The sequence below is a fragment of the Lysinibacillus piscis genome (assembly GCF_026012395.1).
Taxonomy (GTDB): Bacteria; Bacillota; Bacilli; order Bacillales_A; family Planococcaceae; genus Lysinibacillus; species Lysinibacillus piscis.
Genome location: NZ_BRZA01000002.1, coordinates 664,283 through 690,915, shown reverse-complemented (window position 1 = coordinate 690,915; position 26,633 = coordinate 664,283). Strand labels below are relative to the sequence as shown.

The following is a 26,633-nucleotide window of genomic DNA, read 5'->3' as shown; positions in this document are numbered from 1 at the left end:
TTTCCGTTTTAATTTATACTACACATAACAACCCTCTACAGTTTCACACCGTAGAAGGTTGTTCCCATCTTATTCTTGCATTAAGCCCTTAATAAATTCCACAGGCACATAGGTTTTTCCCTTTTCTAATAATGCAGGTGCTATCGTAAACATTCTTAATGTCTTATTGTAGCCATATGCTTTTTGATCCCTTGTAATCGTATAGGATACGGCATCCTTTGATACGATAGCTCCTTGACCAGTTGACTCTACTTTATAGCCAAGCTGCTCTGCAATTAAGCGTAATGGCACCATTTTTGTACCTTCAACCTCATAAAAATCCGTATCGATAATCGCCTGTACTTGATTGTTGATCGGTTTCTGCTCTATTGTATCCAACACCACTACTTTTGTCGGTGCTGTTTGGGCAGGAATACTTCTTGTTGATACAGTATAAAACACTAGCAAATAGTGATTAGCTAAAACACTTTCAAAAGTCGCCGCCTTCACTTTTTTTCCTGAAGCATGGCTTACCTCGATTTGCTCACCAATGATTAATTTTAAAAAATGGTCTGTATCAACTAAATCTTGATTAAAAAAATCTACTTCAACATTCCCCACTGCCTCCGTCTCCACAATGATAACCTCTGGATGAGTAGCATTTTTAGTCAATGTATAGCCTGTTATCTGATCTCCCTTTTGTAGCTCAACTTTCTGCCCTGTGTTATCAAAAATAAGTGTATTTGGATGCCCAATAAAGACATGTATCGTTTTATCCGTTTTCACTGTATAATGGATTTCATTTTCATTGCTCTCCATTTTCTCTATCGTCCCTGTGATTTTGAAAAAGATAGGCTCCTGCTGCTCCTTCACTGTCACAGCTACCTCACTTTCTTGTGCCGATACTACTGATGGTACAGATCCGCTTACTACAACTGCTGCTAGTACGAATGGTATCATTTTCGTATAGTTCATCTGCTGACAACTCCTTTATAACCTTGTTATACGAGTAGTCGTTTGCTAATTGTAAAGGTTACTTAATAACGAAAAAATTTTTTATTCGCGCTGTACGCTCGCTGCTTGCGCTACCTCATCTGTAATAATACCTGCAATAGAAGGAATCATCAGTCCACGTAGTTGTTGTAAGTCATTGACAGTCCATACAAAAAGAGCGATATGTCGTTGTTGTAATTCTTTCAGTAATGTAGCGTTTACCCATGATGCCTCCACTGCAATAAAATCCATGTTTTCCTCTAATTGCTCTACATTAAGGGCATAGACAATTCCCACTCGTAATCGTGGCACTAGCTTTTTTAATTGCTTCATGGACACGACATTGGCTGATTGGACATAATATGTATCAAGTACATGATAGCTTTGTAATTTTTTCGCAAATTGCAGCAGCACATCTTCCGTTTCTTGCCCATGGATTTTTAATTCAATCACTAATGGAATCTTCAATTGTTTAGCTGCTACAATAAAATCATCTAATGAGGGAATTTGTTCTTTTATACCATGATGATAAATTGGGATTTTTCTTAACTCTGCCAATGTCATATTTGTAATGATGCCATTTTTCCCAGCTAGCCGTCTTAAAGTACGATCATGAAAAACAACAAACTCGCCATCTGCTGTCTGCTGTACATCGATTTCTACTAAGTCAGCTCCTTTGCTGGCAACATCGAGTAAACCCGTCAATGTGTTTTCAACACTCGTATTTGTATGACTACGATGGGCAATCAATTTTGGCTGTGTGGCATTTTCATAGTATGCCAGCAACCAACTATTAAACAAACACAGGACAAGAAACAACATCACCCCTGACCAATGTTTGTTTATTCTTTTTTTCGTTACATACATTGTAGAAATAGCATATTTTCGTTTCATCCATAATTGTACAAATAGCAATTGCCAAAAGCCTAGGATAAACAATAACCCTATTTGCACAATCGCAAGCAAGCTTGGCCAAAAATACTTTATGAACAACACACCCACTAATAGCCATTGCCATATCGCTCTCTTTGTATAACGACTATTTGTGGGCTGTTGTTGTACGAATTTCAGCAGTTGTTTTATTTCCCAACGTCCTAACAACAACAGGATGACAAGTAATAAAACCATCCATCCTTGTACAATGGGATTTGTGATAAAAGGATACCAATTTTGTCTTGTTAGCTGTGTATAGCCTGTCATTGTAAGGGCAAACTTTTCAAAAAAGAGCATTACGATTGAAACGATGATTAGCTGTAGCCCTTTCATTTTTACATACGCATAACGGTGTACATAGACGATTTTAATCGTATCACCTATGAGTCGAGCACTTTGCCGCACATCGTTCCCCCAATCATCCTTGTTTTTCTAACATATGATTGTCCACTATGCTCTCATGTCTATAAACCACTTGATCATCAACAATTGTATACGCAACAGGAATGGTCGGTATCCTATCAAGTTCGACTTGGAAAACATCCTCCATCAGTACAGTAAAATCTGCTGTATAGCCCACTTGAATCTTTCCTCTACAATGGTCTTGCTGAATAATTTGTGCCGCCCCAACTGTATATAAGCGCACCGCTTCAAAGCGAGAAATTTTCTCCTTAGGACCATACCCTTCATGTGACTCTCCAATATTGCGTCTCGTCACCGCCGCATAAATTCCTTGCAATGGATTCGGTACTTCAATCGGTGCATCACTGCCACCAGCGACAATCAGCCCTGCATCTAGCAAGGATTTTAATGGATGTAAGCCTTGCGCTCGTTCCCCCCCTAATTTTGCCACTTCTGCATTATACTCTCCTTGCACAAATTGTGGCTGCATATCTACTGCAACAGGTAAACTTGCCAATCGGTCAAGCAATGCCTCGTCCACTAAACTACAGTGGATAATACGATCAAGCTGGCCTTCCTTCGGTGGTATTGCCCCAAATACATCTAAAATGGTCGCAATGGCTAAATCCCCAATCACATGAACTGCCACCGTTTGATTATAGTGACGTGCAAGCCGAACATAGCTCATTAGCTGTTCCTTTGAATGGACTAGTATCCCCGCATTATTCGGCTCATCGCAATATGGTTCTCTCAGTGCCGCCGTTCGCCCACCAAATGCGCCATCCACGAAAATTTTCATAGCGCCAAATTCAACATAAGGAGAAGAAGGTTCACGGCGATCCATCACTTCCTCAAAAACAGTGTGATGCTGTAATAAATGTACTTTAAACGATTTTTTCGCCTCTACAATGTGACGATATGCAGTAATCGGCTGACTAGGTGGTCCATAATAGCTTAAATCCTCTGAATGCCCGCCGACTAAGCCATACGCCTGCAAAGATTTTACTGCTTTTTCTAATGCGTCCTCAATATAGACAGGTGTAATATGTGGCATATGGTTGACAATCATATACAGTGCCGCATCCTTTAACACACCCGTTAGCTGTCCATTTACCTTTTCAATTACACCACCCTCTGGTGACGGTGTGTCAGACGTGATTCCTGCAAATGCCAAAGCCTTGGAATTCGCTAAAATTAAATGATGACAACTTCTTTTCACAATTAAATGGACATCTCCAAGTGCATCTAGCTCTGCTAAAGATGGGAATATCGGTTCATCAAATTGCGTTTCATTCAAACCAATCGCAATCACCCACTCCTCGGCTCCGGAGGCTTGCATACGTGCCTGCAACAGCTTGACTAATTCTTCTTTACTCGTCACATGTGAGACGTCTAAATGCTTTAATTTTTCTCCGTAACCGATAATATGTAAATGGCTGTCCACAAAGCCAGGGTACATGACCTTCCCCTGTAAATCATGTATTGTCGTCGCTTGTGGTGCTAAATTTGCTCGTGAGCCTGTTGCTGTAATGATGCCATTTTCCACAAGGACCGCTTCCACTGTCTCCCCTTCACATGCCATCGTATAAATTGTACCGCCTGTCCATAATGTTGCCATACATTTTCTCCCCTTACCATAATGGTTTTTCCTCTTCTTGCAAATCATACGAATATGGTGTTGTATAGTAAATCCACCACAATGCACCTATACCATAAAATGCGATACCAATCCAAAAATGTTGGAACATATTCATGCAAAATATAGTAATTGGGATTAATATATACAATCTATTCATCCATCTTTTCTGCCCCATTACACGATATTGCTTTTTTTGACAATACGGGCATGTGACAGAATTATCGTTTGACATCGCTACACGTCGCGCTTGTTTGACTGACCATTGTTCGCCACACGCTATACAGCTAGGCAAATCAATACCTCTTTTGTAGTCCACACGTTTTAGGATGATTGTAGCACCAACAATGAAGCAAAGTATACAGACACCCTTTACCATATCCGTTACAAAAGGATTCCATGAAGTGATTGTAGGCTGGCTTGCCGTTCGTTGTGTTGAAGTTTGTGTCAATAAATAGCCAAAGAACACAAGCCCTATTGTAAAAGCCAGCAACACGGCTCGATAATGCCATGAATGTTGCTTTCGTTGTGGGCGTTTTTGATGTGCTTGTTGAATAATGATTTGCTTTCTGTCCTCTGTTAATTTCACATTATGCAATTCATATAAAATATCCTTTTTAAAACGACTCATAGCGTAATCCCCATGCTCTGCAATAATATCTTCTATATCCATACGGCCTTTCACCTTCGTTCTACCATTCTACACTACTGACGGATACCAATGGATAAACGATTCACATTCCATTCATTAATTACAGCTTTTTGGATACCCTGATAAAAAAACTACCTATTTTCATTGGTTCGACCAGTGAATAATAGGTAGTCTCTATTAATTAAAAATCGTCACTTGATTGCGACCGTTTCGTTTTGATTGGTAGAGCGCAATATCTGCATTATGAATCAACTCGCCTAAATTAAATGCTTGCTCATGATTGCTCATACTCACACCTAAACTATAGGCTAAAGAAATCAGCTCATCATGACACGTAAATGGCATCTCCGTTAAAGCGTCATATAAATTATTAACGATGTCTTGCAACACAATATTTTCCGTCAAACGCATTAAAACAATAAATTCATCTCCACCAAAACGAGCAACAATGGCATCAAATGCTTGGAAATAATTTTTCAATATCGTTGCTGTATTGATTAACACCGTATCACCAAATAAATGACCTTTTGTATCATTTATTTCTTTAAAATGATCTAAATCCACCATAATCAACGCTAATTGTTCACCATTGCAAGCAGCAGCCTCTATCATCTGATTGGCATTCGCATCAAAGTAGCGGCGATTATACACATTTGTTAGCGGGTCAATATAGGACGTTTTTTCAAATTGCTTTTTCTCATCACTATACTCTATTTCAAATAAGATATGTGTGTAGTTTTCTTGCTGAATTTTTAATAATGTCTCAATATATTCTTTTTGTATTTTACATAAAGCCTCAACGTCATTTTGCTGTTCAATAATTTGCATCAATGAATCACAAATAGCTTGCATCATTTCCCAATCACTATTTTGGAAGGCATAGTTTTTTGCTTTTTGATAAGTATCAATCGCCTCCTGAATACGACCTGTTTTATGGCAATATAAGGCATGTACATTGAACACTTCAATTTCTGGTTTAGCATACGGTGGCGATTGAATCACCTGTAATAGTTCTTGGATGATTGCATAGGCTCCGTCAAACTCACCTAGCCAAATTTGCGAAGTAGCTAAATTTACCTTTGAAAAATGGACGCCTTTAAAGGGATTGGAATGTTTCACCTCGAAATAATTACCATAATAAAGACTTTTTAACGCAAATTCTTTTGCTTTATCATAGCGCCCCATTTTCAGCTCTAAATGACTAAGGTTATTATTGATTTTGCCAATTCCTTCTACATCATTTATACGTTCTGCAATTTCTAACCCTTTCAGCATTAAATCTTCCGCTTTTTTGAGATGCCCGAAGATTTCCCAATAAATAGCCATAATATTATAATAACTAATGATATCTGTATCACTACCATATTGAAAAGTTAATTCACGATATTGTTTTAATAAACTAATAGCCACTTGCAAATTACCAACTTGGTAATGGCTCGCACATCTGTAACGTAATAACAAAATAGCTTTATCGTACATACCAAATCCATGGGCATTTTCAATAGCCGCATCACTCAATTCGATATATTCAAAAAAACGATTTTCGTTATATAGCTCCGTTAATGTCAGATATAGCTCCTCAAACTCTTGGATGCTCACACACCGCCGCCTCCTTTACCAATTTGTATACGATATGTAATTAGCAGTATTCTACTATAAGATATGAAAACACTTTCAAAAAATTAATCGTCGTTCATTTCATGTTATATCGCTTTATATCTTTAATACTAACTTTTCTCGAATAATATTACAAGTCTTTAGTCACATTTCTCAACATCAAAAAACGAGTTATATAAAACATTCTTACTAGCATCTACCAATTTTTAATCCCTTAGTGGATGGAGTATGTCATGCGTTATCAACTCGATATGAAAACACAATATGTAGAGATTATAAAATATTTTGACAAAAGAAGAAATATAGAACGTAAAAAAATATCGATTTGTTTTTAGCATCTCGTTCTTGGTCCAAAAAGTAGCCCAAATTAACAACGGTCATCTTCCCATGTTAATCTGGGCTATTTTTATAGTAAGCTAATAACACTATGCGGTTCCTGTTGTATTTGCTTATATTTATTCATCATATCAAAAATAATTTCACCATTTGGACGAATTGCATATACCATCACAGCTTGTGGATTTTGTAATTTATACTGTTCAATTGTATAAACATCTGTAATTTTTGTCTGACGTAGACTTGCTCCTTGTTCAATTCGTTCATTCAATTGTTGAATATCATAGTTTGATGCTACTAAACGCTGCCCACCATATTTGCGTGAATAATTTTCTGGATCAGCTGAATGTAATGCCGTTTGATAAATATTAAATCTTCCTAAAATAGGAAGAAACTCTGCACATACTAAAACATTGTATGCATCCTGTGTTGTTGCAGCAATTAACTGATTATACGGTGTTAAATCCACATAAAATTCCGTATGCTCACTTAAAATATCGCCAACCTCAGTCTTAATGCCTTGTTGTCGTGCCATCGATAGCTGTTGCCAAGAGGAATCCATTAATAAGACCTCGACATTATTATGCTGTAGTGAGGTAGCTAGCTGTGTGGTAAATGAGGACGCCCCAACAATTACAACACCTGTACCAGAAGAGGCCTGTAAATCTAATTTTTTTGCTAACCAACTAATACTGAAACCATGTGCTACTACTGTTGTAAATACTAATGCCAATGTCAATGCTGTCAATAACTGAGCGCTTGGAAATCCAGCTTCCTGTAAAGCTGTCGCAAAATAGCCCGAAACCGTCAAAGCAACAATACCTCTTGGTGCTATCCATCCAATCAATAAGCGTTCCTTTTTCGATAAACCTGCATTGATTGTCGCTCCCCAAATGGACAATGGTCTCACAATAAACATCATCGTTAAACCAAATAAAAACATACGCCAATCTAAAATTTGGGCCAATGTGTCGGTTGTTAGAGAAGCCGTCAGCATAATAAAGACGCTCGATATTAAAATAACAGAAATATTTTCTTTAAAATGAAGCAATTCATGATGACTTGTTAAATGCATATTGGCCATAACTAGCCCCATAACAGTGACAGCAAGTAAGCCTGTCTCATGCATAATGGCATCACTTATTGCAAAAACAAGTAAGACCGTTACAAGCAACAAAGGGGATTTTAAAAATTCTGGAATAATTCCACGCTCCAAACATTGTCCCATTAAAAATCCAACTATGCCTCCTAATAACGCTGCTAGCAAAGCAGAAACAAAGAAAATCAAAATGGAGGTGCTACCCTCTAATTGATAGATATTAAGCACAACTTGATAGGCAAATAACGCTAATAATGCACCGAATGGATCAACAACAATGCCTTCCCATTTGAGAATAGCTGCTGGACGTTCCTTTAATTTTGCTTGTCGCAATAATGGCAAAATAACTGTTGGACCTGTCACGATAAATAAGCCACCAATGACAAAGGCTACTGGCCATGATAATCCAGCTACATAATGCGCTGCCATAGAGCCTGCAATCCATGCTATCCCCGCACCAATTGTCGCAATTCGTTTAATTGCTTTACGAAACTCACGTATCTCTCGAAAATCTAAGCTCAAACTACCTTCAAATAAAATAACTGCAACAGCTAAAGAAATCAATGTATGGAATATTGGTCCAAATGTTTCCTTTGGCGATACCAATCCTGTAAACGGTCCTATTAATAGCCCAGCCATACTCATTATCACAATGCCAGGTAGCCGAAAACGCCACGCTATCCATTGGGCTAATAACCCTACGAAAAGAAGAAATGGTACTTGAAATAATAAATTTTCAAACATACATATCACCTGCAATTCATGTAGATAAATAGTGTATTCCCTATTTTCTAAAAATGAAAACCATACTTGACCTTAGAGTATACTCCAATGCTACGATAATTGCAGGAGGGGTTAGCATGTATATTAAACAGTTTGCTACACAATATCAGGTATCACCAGACACTGTTCGCTATTATGAAAAAGAGGGGCTTCTACATCCTATTAAGCAATCTAATGGCTATCGTGTATATGACGCTAAGTGTGAATATACCATGAAATTTATTCTTGTTTTGAAGCAACTCGGTTTTACATTACAGGAAATAAAGCAACTCATTTTGTTAGAGCAAAAACCGATTTCTGTCACTTGCAATCAAGAAACACTCCAACACTTTGCCTACAAAATAACAACGATTGAACAGCAATTGTATTTTTTACAGCAAGCATTACAATCTTTACAAACAATTCAAGGCTTAATAATAGACGAACAATACGAGAAAAATAAAGAAATTATTGCAGCTATTATCGACAAAACGTATCAAAATTTAATAAAGGACGGTGATGAATGTGAAATTACGTCACATTATTAAATTAGAATACGCCAGCATTGCACTACTTTGTCTATTGTTTTACTGGTATTATCAATTTCCATGGCTATATCTTATTTTGTTTTTGCTCACCCCTGATATTAGTATGGTAGGCTATTTAATCAATGGAAAAGTCGGCGCTTTATTTTATAACATGAGCCATAGCTTTATTTGTCCAGCTTTCCTATTATTTATTGGCATTGTTTGTACAGAAAACGTCTGTATGATGATTGCTTTAATCTGGTTGATGCATATAGGGGTAGATCGCGCATTAGGCTACGGTCTAAAATACAAGGATGCCTTTACTCATACACATATACAACACATTCCTTAATGGAAACGTGTATAAAAAAAGGAATGTACTTCAATTTGTACATTCCCCTTCCATTTAAAAGAACACATTTAATATAAAGTAAATGAGTGCCGCCATCACTGCCGAAATTGGCATCGTAATAATCCATGTCATTACGATACGACGAGCTGTTCCCCATTTTACACCTTTGACACGATGTGCTGTTCCCACTCCCATAATCGAAGATGAAATGACATGTGTTGTAGAAACAGGTAAATGAATCAATGTTGCCCCAAAAATAATGGAAGCAGAAGCAAGATCGGCTGCCACCCCATTAACAGGACGAATTTTCATGATTTTACCGCCAACTGTTTTGATAATTTTATAACCACCAACAGAAGTCCCTAGTCCCATCGCACAGGCTGCTGCAAAACGTACCCAAAATGGAATATCATCGCCTTGATGTAAGCCACCTGCGATTAAAGCGAGCGTAATAATCCCCATTGCCTTTTGCGCATCATTTGTACCATGTGTAAACGATTGTAATGCCGCTGTTCCGATTTGCATCGTGCGGAAGCCTTTGTTCGTTCTATATAAATTCATATCTTTAAAAATAACTTTTAGTAATGTCATCATCATAAAACCAGCCACAAAAGCTAGTAATGGTGAGAAAATAAGCGCTTGAATAATTTTAATAAAGCCAGCATAGTTCAGCACATCAAAGCCTGCTGCAGCAATTGCCGCACCCGCTACTGAGCCGATTAATGTATGAGAGGAGCTCGATGGAATCCCGTAATACCACGTTAGTAAATTCCATGTAATAGCTGATAAAAGCGCCGCTAAAATAACGACCGAGCCTGTAATATCTCCATCATATGCGTTTAAACTAAATGGATTGACAATATCTTTTGTCAAAGCTTTCGCTACCCCTACAAAGGTAATAGCCCCGATAAAGTTCATAATCGCAGCCATATAAACGGCTGTACGTGGCTTCAGTGCACGTGTTGATACAGATGTCGCAATCGCATTAGCTGTATCATGGAAGCCGTTAATAAAATCGAAAACAAGTGCGAATATAACGACTAATATCGTAATTAATAAAATCGTATCCATGTGTTACACTCCACCCTATGCATTACGCATAATTATTGTCTCAATGGTATTGGCAACCGTTTGGCAATAATCAGCAATATTTTCAAACTGCTCATAAATATCCTTGAAAATAATAAGACGCATTGGATCTTTTTCTTGAATAAATAATTGTTTCATTGTAGAACGGAAAATTTCATCACATTCGCGCTCATAGTCTTTGATTTGAATCGCATGTTGACGCATGTCCACCAATTTTTTGTTATTTAATAATTCCATTGCTTGTACCATTTCGTCTGTACTTTTCGCAATATAAGATAAAAACTGACGCATTGGCTCTGTCACTTCTGTCAAATTGTACATGTTGAAGTGTGCAATACAGCCTTCCATGCCATCTAAAACATCGTCTAATTTATTGGCTAATGCCAAAATATCCTCACGTTCAATCGGTGTCATAAAGGATTTATTGAGCATCACAATTAGCTCATGAATCAATTTATCACCGTCTGTTTCGTATCGCTTCATTTTATCAGCAATTTCTTTTAATACCTCTACATTGTCTGTTGGTGCATTTTGTGCATACTGTATCGCTTCATTTACATTTTCAGCGATTTTTAATAGTACTTGAAAAAATGGGTCTTTTTTGTTTGAGTTGAACATCAATGTTCCTCCTGTATCATCCATAATGTCGATTTTTGAAACCTTCTACACAAAATATTTACACAATAAAACAAAAATTTAAAGATACATCGTTTGATTTTTACAAACATGTAATATTGGAAATGTCACAATTTAAATGGATATAGGGAAAAATAGACATGTATATAGTATAAATTTTATATTAATATTAATTTTATAGTATTTTTCAATCATCACTGCAAAAATGAGGAAAATGACAGCGCCATCTTTTTACCTCTTGAAAATCCAATTATTAAGATTTTGTAAATTTATAAATCGCTTTTCTGCTCAAAAAACAACACCACATACAGAATTTTCAATTAAAAAGAGTGCCTATTATAATTAATTCTCCAATACATTGAAGTGAAAGCTCCTTTCCATCATTTTATATACTTTATTATCACCATCTAACAGGACTGTATCCATCTAATCTGCATTCAGCTAGACTTGGCTTCTTTCGTTTTTACGGACGAATGGAGCTATGAATTGGGCGAAGTTATGTATTTTGTGGGCGAAATGCTACTTTCGTTGGTGAACATAATAAGAATTTGCTTAGGAATTTCATAAACCTTGCTTGACTTTTAATAAACACTTTGAATCATTGTGCTTATCAAAATCCAAATTTGTTCTATAAATAAAGTGATTATCTGTAAAATTAATTCACCCATATGTTACTCCACATTGACCTAAAGTAGTGGTAAGAAGTATCATTGAGGGCGTATTTGTCTTCTTATTTTTAAAGGGGTGAGGATATGAAAATTTTAATTTTAGGAGCAACTGGTCGAGTGGGTGGTCATTTATTGAAATATATCCTTAATGATGGACACCATGTTACTGCCCTTGTTCGGATGCCAGAAAAGATTCAATGGAATAATGAAAAATTAACGATTATCCAAGGTGATGTTTTAGATAAGGATGCTATTGCTACAGCTCTACACGAGATAGATTTAGTCATTAGTGCATTAAATACAGATGGAACAACTACTTTATCCGAAAGTATGCCACTCATAATTGAAGCAATGCAAAACCAAAACATTCAACGTATTATCACTATAGGAACGGCAGGAATCCTGCAAAGTAGAAGTACCCCTAGCTTACTGCGTTATCAGTCAGGTGAATCAAAACAGAAGTCAACCCGTGCAGCAATTGAGCATCATAAAGTGTATGAGCTACTGAATCACTCAAAACTCGATTGGACAATTGTTTGTCCTACTTACTTGCCAGATACAAAACGTTTAGGAGCTTATCGTATAGAACGTCATTTTTTGCCAATGGATGGTAAGGAAATATCTGTTGCAGATACCGCAGAGTTTGCATTTAGCCTAATCCAAAGTAGAGATTTTTTAAAGACTCGTATTGGTATCGCCTACTAAATAAAACGCTTCTTTTGTTTACTTGGTTCTATTTAAAAAGGTAGCTGCCTACTACGGCAACTACCTTTTTAGGATGAACGTGGCAATAATATAATCAGTACACCAATTAAACAAACACCTGCACCAAGCCAATCAAGTGTATCGGGCTTTTTGCCATCCACACCCCAGCCCCATAAAATAGAAAGGACAATAAACACACCACCGTATGCAGCATACACTCGTCCAAAGGTTGGAAATGTTTGAAAGGTAGCTATGACACCATACAGTGCTAATGCTAGACCACCTAAAACTCCCCAATACATAGGCTTTCCTTCTCGAAGCCATTGCCAAATCAAATAACCGCCACCAATTTCACCAAGCCCTGCCAGTAAAAATAAAATCATTGCCATCATTATGTAACCCTCTTTTCACTCGTCCATTTCAACTTCATTATAAAAAAATTTTACTACACTTGAAACCTTTTCAATGAATCATCGTATCTATAGCTAAACAATTAGATGGAGGAATGGATATGTCATTTTTTAATAAAGCACTTGCGAGTATCGGGATTGGAGCAGCAACAGTCGATACAAAATTAGAAAGAGATACTTACCGAGCAGGTGATGTCATGCGTGGTGAAATTATTGTGCGAGGTGGTCATACAGCACAACAAATTGATGCGATTTATGTATCACTGCATACAACCTATATTCGTGAATCAGGTGACCGTAAACACACAGAGGTAGCAACATTACAAAAAATGAAGGTAACAGACCCCTTCTCCATCGCGGCTGGGGAACATAAAGCCTTTCCCATTGCACTAACATTGCCATTAGATACACCTATCACCATTGGTAAAACACAAGTATGGCTACAAACAGGTCTTGATATTAAAAATGCAGTCGATCCAACTGATAAAGACTTTATTCGTATACAGCCCACTGACTTAGCTACCCATGTTTTAAATACGATACAAGGACTGGGTTTCCGTTTACGTGAGGCTGAGTGTGAGCATGCACCAGCTAAATTACGTGGCGCTTATCCGTTTATACAAGAATTTGAATACGTACCAACAGGACAATACCGTGGACATTTAGATGAATTAGAAATTACATTCTTATCACAATCAACATCTTCAGTAGATATTTTAATGCAAGTTGATCGTAAAGTACGAGGAATCGGTAGCTTCTTTGCGGAGGCACTCAATATGGATGAAAGTCATGTACGCACAACCATTACAACACAGGACTTACCAACGATTCAAACGAAGCTACAACAACTGATTACCAAGCATTTATAAGCATGAAAAAGAGGACCTATCATAGGCCCTCTTTTTTATTTCACGATTTGTTTTACTTTTTCTAATACTTCATCCGCTGTCGCTAGCTGTAATGCTTCTGTTGCTAATGCTTGCATATCTACCTTAGACAAACGCTTAATTAATGAACGTGTTTTTAAAATAGATGTAGCGCTCATAGAGAATTCATCCAAGCCTAAACCAAGTAAAAGTGGTACGGCGTGTTCATCGCCCGCCATTTCGCCACACATGCCTGTCCATTTGCCTTCTTTATGTGAAGCATCGATGACCATTTTCACCAAACGTAAAATGGCTGGGTTATATGGTTGATATAAGTAAGATACTTTTTCATTCATACGGTCCGCTGCCATTGTATATTGAATCAAGTCATTCGTACCGATAGAGAAAAAGTCTACTTCTTTCGCAAACGTATCCGCCATCACAGCTGTCGATGGAATTTCGACCATGATGCCGATTTCAATCGTTTCACTAACCGCTTCACCTGCCGCTAACAAATTCGCCTTTTCTTCTAAAAGAATGGCTTTTGCTGAACGGAATTCTTGCAATGTGGCAATCATCGGGAACATAATTTTCAAATTACCATAGTTAGATGCACGCAATAAAGCACGCAACTGCGTACGGAAAATATCTTGACGGTCTAAGCATAAACGGATAGCACGGTGACCAAGGAATGGATTCATTTCCTCTGGTAGTGGTAAATAAGGCAAATGTTTATCGCCTCCGATATCCAATGTACGAATAACGACTGGTTTACCATCCATACCTTCTAATACCGTTTTGTAAGCTATAAATTGCTCATCCTCTGTTGGTAAATTGTCACGTCCCATGTACAAAAATTCTGTACGATAGAGACCGACACCTTCCCCGCCATGGCGAAGAACACCATCTAAATCATTTGGTGAGCCAATATTAGCAACCAATTCTACTTGTGTCCCATCACTTGATAACGTTTTTTCGTTTAATAGCTTCGCCCATTCTTCTTGTTGAGCAGCAAATTCTGTAGCTTTTTGACGATAAGCGGCTACAACCTCTTCATCTGGATTGACAAGAACATTGCCTGTTAATCCGTCGACAATGACGATATCCCCATCTTGAATTGTTGTTGTCGCTGTACCAGTTCCAACGACAGCAGGAATCTCCAATGAACGCGCCATAATCGCTGAATGTGACGTACGTCCACCAATATTTGTCGTAAAACCAAGCACAAAATCACGATTTAACTGTGCTGTTTCAGATGGTGTTAAATCATCTGCCACTACAATTACTTGTTCCTGAATATTGCTTGGGTTTGGAATATGAACACCTAAAAGATGCGCTAAAATACGATTGGAAACGTCTTTAATATCCGCCGCACGCTCTCTCATGTATTCATTATCCATGCTTTCAAATAATGCTACGAAAGATTTTACAACTTCCGTTAATGCGTATTCTGCATTGACCATCGCCTCAGCAATTTTTTGCTTCATTGCACCGACTAGTTCTGGATCGTTTGCCACTAGCAAATGTGCACCAAAAATAGCAGCCTCTTCTTCACCAAGTTTTTCACGTGTTAACTGTTGAATTCCAGTTAGCTCTTCAATCGATTGAGCAAGTGCATCATCTACACGCTTTTGCTCTGCTTCCACGTCTGAAATCACTTTTTGACTCACTGTTAAATCTGGCTGTACTAAACGATACGCTTTGGCAATGGCAATGCCGTCAGATGCGGCAATACCTGTTAGCTGTATCATTTCGCTAGCCCCGCTTCTACAATTAGTTTTGTTACAGCTTCAAATGCCTGTGCTTCATCTGCACCGTCCACTTGTAATGTAAATGATGAACCTTGTTTTAAAGCTAATGCCATTACATTTAAGATGGATTTTAAATTTGCTACTTTTCCAGCTGTATGTAACTCAATTGTTGACGCAAATGGTGTTGCCGCCGCTACTAATTGGCTTGCTGGGCGTGCGTGAATACCTTGCGGGTCTACTACTGTAAATTGTTGTGTTTTCATAATGAATTCTCCTCTTCTTGTAGGTCTGTTAAAATAATCACATTTGGATGCTTCGTCAAGGCACTTGCTGGTACTTCTTCTGTATATTCTGATGCAAGTACACGTTTTAGTACCTCATGCTTAGCTTCTCCAACAGCGAGTAACAAAATGCACTTCGCACGCATAATGGATTGAATTCCCATTGTAAAGGCTTGTGTTGGTACTTCATCAATCGTATCGAAGTAACGTGCATTTGCTTGACGTGTTGACTCTTCTAGCTCTACAAGATGTGTCAATGAGTCAAAGGATGTTCCTGGTTCATTAAAACCAATATGACCATTTTGTCCAATACCTAGTAATTGAAAATCTAGTGGTTGTTGTTGCAACAAATCTTCATATTTTGCTGCTTCTGCGACAACATCATTTGCTAGACCATTTGGTAAGTGGGATGCTTTAAATGGCTTGTATTGAAATAGATGTTGCTGCATGTAATATGCGTAGCTTTGCTCATGTGTAGCGCTTAGCCCAACATATTCGTCTAAATTATAACTCAAACTTTCTGAAAAATCGATATTTGTTTCACGAATTTTAGCATATAACGGTTCCATTGTACCACCTGTAGCCAAACCGAATGTTGTTGCTCCGTCATTTTTAACCTGTGTAATAATCGCTACTGCGCGGTCATATAGCGCTTCTTTTGAAGAAAAACGTTCTACTTTCATAGTATCCCTAACCCTTCTTTTTTTATTAAAAATCAATTCGATGGCCATATTTTGCAATGAGCTCATCATTGTTTGTCGTACCTAAATTACTGCTGCTAAACACAGGCAACATTTGCTTATTTTTGTTCATTTGCTCAATTATTTCTGCAAACAAAGCATTTAAAATCGTAGCGCCCAATACCGTGGAAACTGGTGCATATTGCAATTGTTCCACAGTTAGCACACCATCACCTAATGGTACATGTGTATCTAACACTTCATCCACTATTTGCTCCAATCTTTTACCAGATGGGTGACGTGATGATTGATCTTGATAAACTAATGATTGCAATGAAATTGTTAAAATACCCGCTTCTTTTGCATACAGTGCCATATCAATTGGCACTGGATTTCTAGCTGAAGTCGAAATAATAATACATATATCATGTTGTTCAAAATGCAGTTGCTCTTTATAAGGAGCTAAAAAGTCTTGCTGTTTTTCATTTTCTGATGATTGTAATGCACCTTGATGTAACATTAATGGCTCAATTTGAATTGGCTTAATCGGTACAAGACCACCAGCACGGTAGTACGACTCTTGTGCTAATAGCATCGAATGACCTGAACCAAATAATTGAATAATGCCGCCCTTTTCAAGACGTGGTACAATTTGCTGCGCAATATTGGCAATTTGCGTGCCTTCCTGTGCTTCCACCATCTCCAAATAGCGTTTTACTTGTTGAAAGTAGGCGTTCATCTCTTTCTCCTCCTGTTACTCAATTAAAAGAAACGAGCATAACAATGAATTATGCTTCGTAAATAATTTTTCCCGCTTTAATCGTTTGGTGGACAACTAACTGCGCATCCAGCACAAGTACATCTGCATCTGCCCCTTGTGCAATGCGTCCTTTATTAGCCAAAGATAGCTGCTCAGCTGCATTGTAACTTGACATCTTTACAAGCTCTTCCAATGAACAATTCGTCACAAGCTGCATATTACGCACAGCTTGATCCATTGTCAAAATACTGCCTGCCAGTGCACCGTTTGCTAAATGAGCCCCATGCTCTGTAACATGAACGACTTGACCACCTAAATCATACTCACCATAGGGCATCCCTTTTGCACGCATTGCATCTGTAATTAAAATAATGCCATCTGCTCCTTTTAAACGATACGCTAATTGTGCAGCATCCTTATGCATATGAATGAAATCCACAATCATTTCTGCCTTTACAGCCTCTTGTAATAACACCCCACCTACTGTACCTGGATCACGGTGGTGGAATGGACGCATTTGATTGTATAAATGAGTACCTTGTGTCACACCATACTGAACGGCTTCTACCATCTGCTCAAAGGTTGCATCGGAATGACCAATGGACACAACCACACCACTCTGCGCAATTTTTCGTACATCCTCTAGGCTTTGTGCTTCCTCAGGCGCAAGTGTTACTTCTTTAATTTTATAGCCACTCAATGCTTGCCATTTCATAAATACATCGATATTTAATGGCACCATATACTCTACAGGCTGTGCACCTGCTCGTTTTTTTGAAACAAACGGCCCTTCAAGGTGAACGCCTAATACTTCTGCTTCATCTGCGCGTGGCACAAATTGAGCAACATTGGCAAGCGCTTGCTCAATATTATCAAAGCTTTGTGTCATTGTTGTCGCTAAAAAGCTAGTTGTGCCCTCTTTGGCAAGTGACTGCGCCATCGTATGGAGACTCTCATCTGTCGCATCCATCGTGTCCATTTGTGCGGAGCCATGAATGTGCATATCAATATAACCAGGGAACAAAAATTTTCCTGTACCATCTAGCTGTTGTCTACCTTCTGCCTCAATGCCTCGTGCAATTTGTACGATCTTTCCACCTTGTAGCAATACATCCACATGCTCATCTCGCCCTGTTGCATTGACAACTGTGATGTTGCGAATTACTAAATCCATATGAAACATCTCCTAATGATGAAATGGTTATGCCTTTATTTAAAGGCTTTATCTTAACTCAGCAGGAATTCCCTCATGCACCTGCTGAACTAAGATAAAAGCCAAAGTCATGATGACTTTGGCTCCTGTCATTACTTGTTAATCGAAATAATATTCGAAGAGCCTGCTCGTTGGTAACCTGATTTCTCAAGTTTAACTTCTTGCCCTGTTAAGTTTGTGAAAATAACAGGTGTTACAAGAGACGGCACGAGGGTCTTAATACTTGCTAAATCTACTTTGATTAAAGCATCTCCGCGTTGAATGATTTGACCATCTGTTACGAGTGTTTCAAAGCCTTCCCCATTCAACTTCACTGTATCTAATCCAACATGAATTAAAATTTCTACACCCGTATCAGCTTTTAAACCAATCGCATGTTTTGTTGGGAAAATCATCACAACTTGACCATCAAATGGTGCATATACTGTACCATCTTGTGGATTAATACCAAAGCCAGGTCCCATCATGCCTGAAGAAAAGGCTTCATCAGGTACTTCAGATAGTGGCAATAGCTCACCTGTAATCGGCATTTCAAAATCACTTGAAGCAATTGTTGCCTCTACTGATTGTTCTGGCGTTGATGCCACTTGTTGTAATGCTACATTAGCAGGTGCTGGATTTCCTTTTTTCAAGCGTTCTTTCATTGCTTCTGCTAAAAATTCTACAGATGTACCAATAATTACTTGCACATTTGTTTTGCTAATACGCATCACACCACGTGCGCCTGTTTGTTTTAAAACTTTATCATCTACTTGACTTGCATCACCCACTGTTAAACGAAGACGTGTTGTGCAGTAGTCAATTTGTTTAATATTTTGTTGTCCACCTAATGCTTCGATTGTATGATAAGCACGAACATCTAAGTCACTTGTTACAGCTGAAGCGCCCTCTGTTTCTTCCTCATCATCTTCACGACCAGGTGTTTTTAAATCTAATTTTTTAATCACTACATAGAAAATTACGAAATAAACTGCTCCAAATGCAAGCCCTAATGGCAATAACATCAATGGTTTATCTGCCAAACCAAAGTTTAATAACCAGTCCATTAAACCAGCCGAGAAGCCGAAGCCATCACGGAAGCCGATAACGTGTGCAACCGCAAGTGAAACACCTGTTAAGACAGCATGTACACCATATAATACTGGTGATAAGAACATAAATGTAAATTCAATCGGCTCTGTAACACCTGTTAAGAAGGCTGTTAGCGCAATCGATACAAACATCCCACCAACTGCAGCACGCTTTTCCTTTTTCGCTGCAAAATACATCGCTAAACATGCACCAGGTAAACCAAACATCATAATCGGGAAGAAACCAGCTTGGAAATATCCTGCTGTAGTATCTCCATTTAAGAAGCGGTTAATATCCCCTTTAACAACTTCTCCTGCTGCATTCGTAAATTCACCAAAATCAAACCAAACAACTGTATTAATAACATGGTGTAAACCTACTGGAATTAATAAACGGTTTAAGAAACCATATGCACTATAACCAAGTGCACCTGCACCGATAATCCAGTTCCCTACTGCATCAATACCATCTTGTACTGGTCCCCAAATAACAGCTAAAATTGCGCCTAATAATGTAATGACTACTGAGGTAATAATGGGTACAAACCGTCGTCCACCAAAGAATGATAGCCACTCTGGGAACTTAACGTTATAAAACTTATTATATAATAGCCCTGCTGTAATACCTGAAATAATACCACCAAATACACCCATATTTAAGTCTGCATTAACAGCCCCTAATACAGCTACTAATACAAGCTGTGCAATCGCACCCGCTAGTGCTGCACCACCACTATTATCATGCGCAAAGCCCATCGCAATACCAATAGCAAAAATAATAGGTAAATTACCTAAAATTGCATTACCAGAAGCAGCCATAATACTAGCAATATACTGAATTGCTTCATTTGGTACTGCACCAAGTAAATCTCCAGAGCCTAAACGTAGTAATAACGCCGCTGCTGGCAAGGTTGCGATTGGAAACATTAATGATTTACCAATCTTTTGTAAAAAAGCGAACATCTTTTTTCCTCCCCTTTTTTGGTATAGTTGTCTAGACCACTTTTTAAAAAAGCGTTTTCAACAAGTTAGTAACTATTATATTCCGACTTTTTAAAAAAATAAATAGTTTTTTTAAATTTTTGTGACGCTCACAAAAAAATAATCCTCTAAACCATTGGCAATAGTGGCTTAGAGGAATTTTTATTTATATTTAAAAAATAGCAAAATACTCACTAAAAGTGATAAAATTGTATAAATAACTGTCCAAAAAAGAAAAGTAGGGTTAAAAATTGTATAGGTGAGTATAACAAAAATAACACAGGTAATAATTGGCGCAATAAACCATTTTTTCACTAAAAAGAAACTACTAATCGAAAAGATAACTACAATTATCGGCCAAAATAAAAAAGCAAATACAAATTCCAACTATTCCAGCTCCTTCTATTTTTAAAACAAATTATGGCTTAGTTTGTATGTCCCACTCTGCCAAATAGTCTACTAAATGTTTATGCCATGTTCTGTCCACATTCATTATTTCACAGCCCCTATCATCATACAAATGGAAAATACTCTTTGTACGAACATTTATCAAAAACACATCGGGAGCAAACATACTATGCCTACTGTTTAAACGTGGTGATTGATGACGAAAATCTTCATGAATACATGTTTTTAAAAGTAGCGCTAATTTTAAATCTGACACTTTACAAAATAGCTCCATTTGTTGAACAAACACAGTGTCCTCATCATATTGCCAGTGATGGTCTTGTAAACGTACCTTATACTTTTTCTTTTGGTCTTTTACATAGCGCCTGAAAAAATTTGGGTACACTGTTTTCTGGGCTAAATATGGATACGAATTTACCACTACAATCACTTCATCGGTTTCCTTAAACAAGAGCGCACTCATTTCAGCTACTTGTTGATACAAAATATGAAATTTCGTTAAAGAACGCTTGTGGTCATTGTGAGTTTGATCAATGCCTCCATTATGACCTAGCTCAACATGGATACCTGTATGCCAATAATGATACGTGTTGGACCATAACATTAACCCATTATAATATTTTTGCATGAATTTTTTAAACTGCATGTCTAAACACCTTTTTTAATTTCTAACCCTTACTGTAAAAACCGTTTCAACGCATCCATCTGCTGTATCGCTTGTTCATAGCCCATTTGATAATTTTTCTTCATTTGCATTGTATCTTTTTCAAAGCTATTTAAAGGTGCTGTTGGACGAAAGATAAAGGTTTTTCCTTCTGCTTCTAACTGCTCACACAGGGCTAAAGAGGCATTATAATGTGCAGCACGTTTTTGCATACTCGTCACTAAATTAGGATAACGTTTGGCGAGTAGCTTCATCGCCCATTTACTTTGACGATCCATCTTTTTTTGATAACCCTTTGGACGTGTCAGCACAAGTACGTGCTTCTGGAATCCTTGCTCTACACTATGTTGAATGGGTATTGGCTCAGCTAAACCGCCATCATAATAAGGCGTGTCATTCAGCTTAATTTCAGGAAATAAAATCGGGATGGCACAGGTTGCACGTAGCATTATACAAGCACGGTCCATCTGTTTTGCATCCATATATTCCACCTGTCCTGTATAAGCATTTGTAACACCAAATAGCAATGTTCCATCATATTGCTGGTATGTATCCCAATCGAATAAATCAAGCTGGTTTGGAATCACATTATAGGCGAAATCTAAACCAAATAAACTCTTTTCTTTGACAAAGTTTTTTAGTCCCATATAACGCTTATCATGTCGATAATCTGTCAGCACGCGCAAAGAACGCTCCTTTTGCTGAGAAACATAGGAGCAAGCATTGACTGCACCGCCTGAAATCGCCACAACGTAGGGCATCATTATATGATGTTCTAATAAGGCATCTAAAACACCCGAACTAAAGACAGTCCGAAATGTGCCCCCTTCTAAAATTAAACTCGCATTTTGAACATTGACCTGTAACATCCTTCCACACTTCTTTCTACATTCACAAAACACAGCTATTAGCCAATTTTTTCTTGCACCTTTGCTACAAATTGTTCGATATTACCCTCTTGAATATGCGCAATCTTTTCACGAGCACTCTCATGGTAGAAAATAATTTTTGCACCACTCAATAGCTCGCTCTTAGCCTCAATTGAATCCAGTTTATCATAGGCAAATTCCTCAAATGTTTCACTATCCATATATTTGGTATAAAAGAATAGACGCTGATTAGTTGCAGCTAATATGCCTTTGCGCTGGCCACCTGCACCAAATGTCGGATAGTGAAATAAACCGTCATTTCTTATTTTCCTACATTATAGTATCATTCAACAAAATATACCAATCATCACCCCTATTATTTTGGACACTACTTTCGTTCTTTCTATAAGTACGTTAAAATAAGGAAAAATAAACACAAGGAGACAAATTATTTCCTATGACAAGCACTGATTACACAACACTCCGTCAAAATTTACAGGCAGATTGTCAGCAATGCTTTGGGCTATGCTGTACCGCGTTAACCATTACAGCCTCTAGTGACTTTGCTCTCAATAAGCCTGCTGGAACACCCTGCCCTAATTTACAAATAGATTTTCGCTGTCAAATTCACCATCAACTTCGTGACAAAGGCTTTAAAGGTTGCACTGTTTTTGACTGCTTAGGTGCAGGCCAAAAAATATCGCAACAAACATTTCATGGGCAAGATTGGCGACAACACCCTGAAATCGCAGACACGATGTTTCGTGCCTTCCCTATAATGGAACAGCTATTTGAAATGATTGCTTATGTAGCCGAAGCTTTAGCCTACAAGCTCCCACCACAGCTTACTAAAAAACTACAAGCACAATTAGCAACCTTACAGAATGCGACTGAGCTAGATGCAGATGAATTGGAGAAATTGGATATTGTCAGCTATCGTCAGCCTGTCAATGCACTATTATCGGAAGCAAGTCAACAAATTCGACAAAGCCAGTCCAATTTTAGAGGGGTTGATTGGATGGGCAAAAATTTAAAGGGAAAAAATTTAAAACAAGCGGATTTACGAGGCGCTTACTTAATTGCAGCTAATTTACAACAGGCGGATTTACGTGGTGTTGATTTAATTGGTGCTGATTTACGAGATGCTGACCTACGTGGAACAGATTTATCGACCAGTCTTTTCCTCACGCAAATGCAAATCAATTCTGCACGAGGCAATAGCCAAACAAAGCTTCCTTACTATATTAAACGCCCAGTTCATTGGCAGTAAATTAAAAATAGCTCTCCATATAGGTAGTAGAACCCCAAAAGTTAGTATCAAAACTAACTTTTGAGGCCAACACCATCAAGAAGAGCTATTTTTCTTTTTATATACAATGGTTGCTAAAACAAGTACGAGTAAAAGGCCTTGACCAACCATCGTTTCCACAGTTGGGTAAAAACCGATGAAATTGACAATCGGTAAGCCATCGACAATTGTTGTGGATATCGTATCTCGCAATTGCAGTGTATGCAAGCTCACACCAATAATTTTAAAGGCAAGTACATAAATGAGTACGGTTGCCACTGCAAAAAAGCGATGAATTGGTATTTTACCACTGGCTTTCAATAATACCACCGTGAAAATCGCTAAAATCACAAGTGCTACGACAATTCCTAATGCAAATTGCGAAGTTGCCATTTTAGGGGCAAGCCCTGCATAAAAGACGAGTGTTTCTGCTCCTTCACGGAAAACAGATAAAAAGCTAATCATCGCCATCGCAAGGACAGAGCCACTAGAAATGGCTTGGCCAAGCTGTTTAGCAATATAGCGATTCCAGCTTGCTACACTGGATTTACTGTGCAGCCAGATACCAACACCAATCATCATCGCAGCAGCAAGTAAGCCCACATAGCCTTCCATCAATTCCCTGTTCATATCGATTGTTGCCGATTGAAAAACAGTGGACATCAGTACAGCAGCAACGGCTGATAGTAGAATCCCTGCTAATGCCCCGATATAAATCCAGCGACGCATTGCCTTTTGTCCTGAGCGCTCTAAAAAGGATACTAAGGCTAAAATAATCAGCAATGCTTCTAAGCCCTCACGCAGTAAGATCAAAGCAGCGTCCCATAATGTATAATCTGAATTTCCCTGTATTAATTCAATTTCTGTACGAAATGTTTGCAGCTTATTTTGTACAGTCGGCACATCCACATTCGATTTTAATAAATCACTGACAATGATCGGCATATCGCTTTCGATTTTTGTATACAGACTACCATTACGTGTCGAAATATCAATCTCCACACTTGGCCATATACGAATAAAATCTTTTATTTTATTAGAAGCTGCCTTGTAATCTCCTGCATCAATAAAATCATTTGCTTCATCAATATAGGCAATTAATGTCGCTAAAGAATAATCGCCCTCTACCACTTTGGCTGTATCATGTCCCGCTACAAAATCCTCAATGCTTTGTTTCACATCGGCATATTGAGCTTCAATTGTCGCAATAGCAGGTGTCTCTGAAGCTAATTCAATGCGAATAAATGCCATTTGTGTTTCAATTTGCCCATACATAGCAATGCTTTGCTCACGTACAGGCCGTTCATTTTTATTCCAACGTACATTAAATTCCTTATAGGCTTGATCAATTGCCTTTACATCACCACTTGCCAACGCCTTTTCAAATGTCGTCATCACAGGCTTGAATTTTTGACCAAATTCTGCTCGCTGTGCTGCCTCATCAACAGGGTTTTCAAGCTTTTCTAAATGACGTAAAGCATTTGATAGCTCTATTAATGCGGCTAAACGCTCTTCTTTAACTGTTGCTTGTACAGCTTTCGCAAGTGCTTGATCTACTTTTGCCTTTGCGTCCTTTTGCTCAGAAGTCACAGATGCCCATGCTTCCGTAAATTGTGTCAGCGCCTGTGTTGCCTCTGCTTCCTTGTCTTGCTTTGTGTTCATCAGCGCATCGCTAATCGCAATATAGAATTGACTATAGGATTGTGCCGCCTGTGCAGGCAGTGTAAAAGCAAGCAATATTACCATGATAAGACTACAGTGCATTAAAAAGTGCTTCACCTAAATAACTCCCCTTTTGTACACCAGGGAAACATGCAAATACGGCACTACCTCGGTGGGTAATATATTCATTTAACTTATCCATACGCCCTAAGCTATTTTGTACAGCAATAAATTGCGCAGGATCCTTTTGAAAGGAAATAAATAATAAGCCCGCATCATGCGCACCTGTATTCGACATTACACCAGATGCGTATGAATAAGAACGGCGCAACATTTGCACACCTGATTTACGCGCTAAATGCGTATGGGACGTATCAGGCATAAGATATTCGCCATTACTGTCCTTCTCCTCTACATCAAAGGCATCAAATTCTTGCGTTTTTCCTAGAGGTGCACCACTATCCCTATGACGACCAAATGTTGCCTCTTGGTCCTTTAATGATGTACGGTCCCATGTTTCTAAATGCATTTGAATTTTACGTGCGACTAAATAAGAACCATCTTTTAACCAACCATTATCCACCCATACAGCCTTTTTTAATTCCTGCACATCGGTCGGATTGCCTGTACCGTCTTTAAAGGCAAATAAATTGCGTGGTGTGCCTCCTTTTGCTGGAAAGGAATTAAAGCCTGCTTGCGACCATTTAATTTCCACTTTACCAGAGGCTGCACGCACTAAATTACGTACGGCATGGAACGCTACTTGTGGGTCATCCGCACAAGCCTGAATACATAAATCACCACCTGTCCATTCCTGCTGGAGCTGGTCCTTTGGGAAATGTGGTAAATCCTGAAGTGCTGTAGGCTTTAAATGCTGCATAGCCAATTTATCAAATAAAGAAGGACCTATGCCCACTGTAATGGACAAATTCGCCGCATCCAGTCCTGCTGCTTCTCCCGTATCCCCTGTTGGCACACGCGTATTCGTTGTCGCTTCTACCATCGTTTCTCCATTCATTAAACGCACAACAAGAGGTGTCCATTGCTTGAACAACTCTTGTAGCTCCTGCTTCGATGTCAATAACACATTCAGTGAAGCAAAGTAAATATGCGTTTGTACAGGTGTCACGATGCCAGATTGATGTGGACCATAAAAATTCACTTTATTTTGGGCCGTTGTACTATCATCCTCTAATAGCTCATAGCCCATCGCTTTCATAACGCCGCCTAGACCTGAAGCACCAATAGCTACCCCTGCCATACCGACACCTGTTAGCTTTAACATCTCACGTCTAGAGATTTTTTTCTCTGTCCATTTATCATCTTTTGACACTGTCATCTATT

General features: G+C 38.3%; 26 protein-coding genes. 5 read left to right on the top strand and 21 right to left on the bottom strand.

Annotated elements, in window-relative coordinates:
• Positions 1–69: 69 nt before the first annotated feature.
• From OPF91_RS09940 to OPF91_RS09915, 6 genes are all read right to left on the bottom strand, one after another.
• Positions 70–954, bottom strand: coding sequence for a stalk domain-containing protein (locus tag OPF91_RS09940; protein WP_264988595.1), 885 nt, complete (start codon positions 952–954; stop codon positions 70–72).
• A gap of 81 nt (positions 955–1,035) precedes the next feature.
• Complete coding sequence (locus OPF91_RS09935; RefSeq protein ID WP_264988594.1) at positions 1,036–2,310, bottom strand: glycerophosphodiester phosphodiesterase family protein; 1,275 nt, start codon at positions 2,308–2,310, stop codon at positions 1,036–1,038.
• A 13-nt stretch (positions 2,311–2,323) separates the two neighbouring features.
• The gene (locus tag OPF91_RS09930) at positions 2,324–3,925 is read right to left on the bottom strand and encodes an amidohydrolase (RefSeq protein WP_264988593.1); all 1,602 of its coding nucleotides are present in this window, start codon (positions 3,923–3,925) and stop codon (positions 2,324–2,326) included.
• Between the two features lie 13 nt (positions 3,926–3,938).
• Entirely contained in the window at positions 3,939–4,616 is a 678-nt protein-coding gene (locus tag OPF91_RS09925; RefSeq protein WP_264988592.1) for a TIGR04104 family putative zinc finger protein, read from the bottom strand.
• A 156-nt stretch (positions 4,617–4,772) separates the two neighbouring features.
• The gene (locus OPF91_RS09920) at positions 4,773–6,194 is read right to left on the bottom strand and encodes a GGDEF domain-containing protein (protein ID WP_264988591.1); all 1,422 of its coding nucleotides are present in this window, start codon (positions 6,192–6,194) and stop codon (positions 4,773–4,775) included.
• Positions 6,195–6,618: 424 nt separating this feature from the next.
• Complete coding sequence (locus OPF91_RS09915; RefSeq protein ID WP_264988590.1) at positions 6,619–8,391, bottom strand: cation:proton antiporter; 1,773 nt, start codon at positions 8,389–8,391, stop codon at positions 6,619–6,621.
• Positions 8,392–8,507: 116 nt separating this feature from the next.
• Between OPF91_RS09915 and OPF91_RS09910 the strand changes: the two genes are divergently transcribed.
• Complete coding sequence (locus tag OPF91_RS09910) at positions 8,508–8,957, top strand: MerR family transcriptional regulator (RefSeq protein ID WP_264988589.1); 450 nt, start codon at positions 8,508–8,510, stop codon at positions 8,955–8,957.
• Positions 8,935–9,288 (top strand): DUF4260 domain-containing protein, encoded by a 354-nt coding sequence (locus OPF91_RS09905; RefSeq protein ID WP_373877042.1) that lies wholly within the window; start codon positions 8,935–8,937, stop codon positions 9,286–9,288. The genes OPF91_RS09910 and OPF91_RS09905 overlap by 23 nt, the downstream gene beginning before the upstream one ends.
• Before the next feature lie 54 nt (positions 9,289–9,342).
• Here OPF91_RS09905 and OPF91_RS09900 read toward each other — a convergent pair whose 3' ends face one another.
• Positions 9,343–10,359 (bottom strand): inorganic phosphate transporter, encoded by a 1,017-nt coding sequence (locus tag OPF91_RS09900; protein WP_264988587.1) that lies wholly within the window; start codon positions 10,357–10,359, stop codon positions 9,343–9,345.
• A 15-nt stretch (positions 10,360–10,374) separates the two neighbouring features.
• A complete protein-coding gene (locus OPF91_RS09895; protein WP_264988586.1) occupies positions 10,375–10,995 on the bottom strand; it encodes a DUF47 domain-containing protein in 621 nt (206 codons plus the stop codon).
• Positions 10,996–11,765: 770 nt separating this feature from the next.
• Between OPF91_RS09895 and OPF91_RS09890 the strand changes: the two genes are divergently transcribed.
• Positions 11,766–12,386, top strand: coding sequence for an NAD(P)-dependent oxidoreductase (locus OPF91_RS09890; protein ID WP_264988585.1), 621 nt, complete (start codon positions 11,766–11,768; stop codon positions 12,384–12,386).
• 68 nt (positions 12,387–12,454) lie between these two features.
• On the opposite strand, the gene OPF91_RS09885 is transcribed toward OPF91_RS09890, so the two are convergent.
• Entirely contained in the window at positions 12,455–12,778 is a 324-nt protein-coding gene (locus OPF91_RS09885) for a YnfA family protein (RefSeq protein WP_264988584.1), read from the bottom strand.
• A gap of 119 nt (positions 12,779–12,897) precedes the next feature.
• Here OPF91_RS09885 and OPF91_RS09880 point away from each other — a divergent pair, with 119 nt between their 5' ends.
• Positions 12,898–13,665: a sporulation protein gene (locus tag OPF91_RS09880; RefSeq protein ID WP_264988583.1), complete on the top strand. Its 768-nt coding sequence runs from the start codon at positions 12,898–12,900 to the stop codon at positions 13,663–13,665.
• A 35-nt stretch (positions 13,666–13,700) separates the two neighbouring features.
• Here OPF91_RS09880 and ptsP read toward each other — a convergent pair whose 3' ends face one another.
• The 10 genes from ptsP to OPF91_RS09830 all read right to left on the bottom strand — a co-directional run bounded on the left by ptsP (position 13,701) and on the right by OPF91_RS09830 (position 22,605).
• Entirely contained in the window at positions 13,701–15,413 is a 1,713-nt protein-coding gene (gene ptsP / locus OPF91_RS09875; protein WP_264988582.1) for a phosphoenolpyruvate--protein phosphotransferase, read from the bottom strand.
• Positions 15,410–15,676 (bottom strand): HPr family phosphocarrier protein, encoded by a 267-nt coding sequence (locus tag OPF91_RS09870; RefSeq protein WP_264988581.1) that lies wholly within the window; start codon positions 15,674–15,676, stop codon positions 15,410–15,412. Before OPF91_RS09870 ends, ptsP begins: the two co-directional genes overlap by 4 nt.
• Positions 15,673–16,377 carry a glucosamine-6-phosphate deaminase gene (locus tag OPF91_RS09865; protein WP_264988580.1) on the bottom strand — a complete coding sequence of 235 codons (705 nt, stop codon included), beginning with the start codon at positions 16,375–16,377 and terminating at the stop codon, positions 15,673–15,675. Before OPF91_RS09865 ends, OPF91_RS09870 begins: the two co-directional genes overlap by 4 nt.
• Positions 16,378–16,402: 25 nt before the next feature.
• Positions 16,403–17,113 (bottom strand): sugar isomerase domain-containing protein, encoded by a 711-nt coding sequence (locus tag OPF91_RS09860; RefSeq protein WP_264988579.1) that lies wholly within the window; start codon positions 17,111–17,113, stop codon positions 16,403–16,405.
• A 49-nt stretch (positions 17,114–17,162) separates the two neighbouring features.
• Positions 17,163–18,308, bottom strand: a complete 1,146-nt coding sequence (nagA, locus tag OPF91_RS09855; RefSeq protein ID WP_264988578.1) for an N-acetylglucosamine-6-phosphate deacetylase — start codon at positions 18,306–18,308, stop codon at positions 17,163–17,165.
• 131 nt (positions 18,309–18,439) lie between these two features.
• Positions 18,440–20,380: an N-acetylglucosamine-specific PTS transporter subunit IIBC gene (nagE, locus tag OPF91_RS09850; RefSeq protein ID WP_264988577.1), complete on the bottom strand. Its 1,941-nt coding sequence runs from the start codon at positions 20,378–20,380 to the stop codon at positions 18,440–18,442.
• 180 nt (positions 20,381–20,560) lie between these two features.
• Positions 20,561–20,785 carry a DUF2651 family protein gene (locus OPF91_RS09845; RefSeq protein WP_264988576.1) on the bottom strand — a complete coding sequence of 75 codons (225 nt, stop codon included), beginning with the start codon at positions 20,783–20,785 and terminating at the stop codon, positions 20,561–20,563.
• 31 nt (positions 20,786–20,816) lie between these two features.
• Entirely contained in the window at positions 20,817–21,452 is a 636-nt protein-coding gene (locus OPF91_RS09840; RefSeq protein ID WP_264988575.1) for a DUF3885 domain-containing protein, read from the bottom strand.
• A gap of 29 nt (positions 21,453–21,481) precedes the next feature.
• Positions 21,482–22,339, bottom strand: a complete 858-nt coding sequence (locus OPF91_RS09835) for a patatin-like phospholipase family protein (RefSeq protein WP_264988574.1) — start codon at positions 22,337–22,339, stop codon at positions 21,482–21,484.
• A 38-nt stretch (positions 22,340–22,377) separates the two neighbouring features.
• Positions 22,378–22,605 (bottom strand): PH domain-containing protein, encoded by a 228-nt coding sequence (locus OPF91_RS09830; RefSeq protein ID WP_264989138.1) that lies wholly within the window; start codon positions 22,603–22,605, stop codon positions 22,378–22,380.
• Between the two features lie 191 nt (positions 22,606–22,796).
• Here OPF91_RS09830 and OPF91_RS09825 point away from each other — a divergent pair, with 191 nt between their 5' ends.
• On the top strand, positions 22,797–23,609 hold the full coding sequence (locus OPF91_RS09825; protein WP_264988573.1) for a pentapeptide repeat-containing protein: 813 nt from the start codon (positions 22,797–22,799) through the stop codon (positions 23,607–23,609).
• Positions 23,610–23,684: 75 nt separating this feature from the next.
• Here OPF91_RS09825 and OPF91_RS09820 read toward each other — a convergent pair whose 3' ends face one another.
• Both OPF91_RS09820 and efeB read right to left on the bottom strand, forming a co-directional pair.
• Positions 23,685–25,406, bottom strand: coding sequence for an FTR1 family iron permease (locus tag OPF91_RS09820; RefSeq protein ID WP_264988572.1), 1,722 nt, complete (start codon positions 25,404–25,406; stop codon positions 23,685–23,687).
• Entirely contained in the window at positions 25,381–26,628 is a 1,248-nt protein-coding gene (gene efeB, locus OPF91_RS09815; protein WP_264988571.1) for an iron uptake transporter deferrochelatase/peroxidase subunit, read from the bottom strand. Before efeB ends, OPF91_RS09820 begins: the two co-directional genes overlap by 26 nt.
• Between the last annotated feature and the right edge of the window lie 5 nt (positions 26,629–26,633).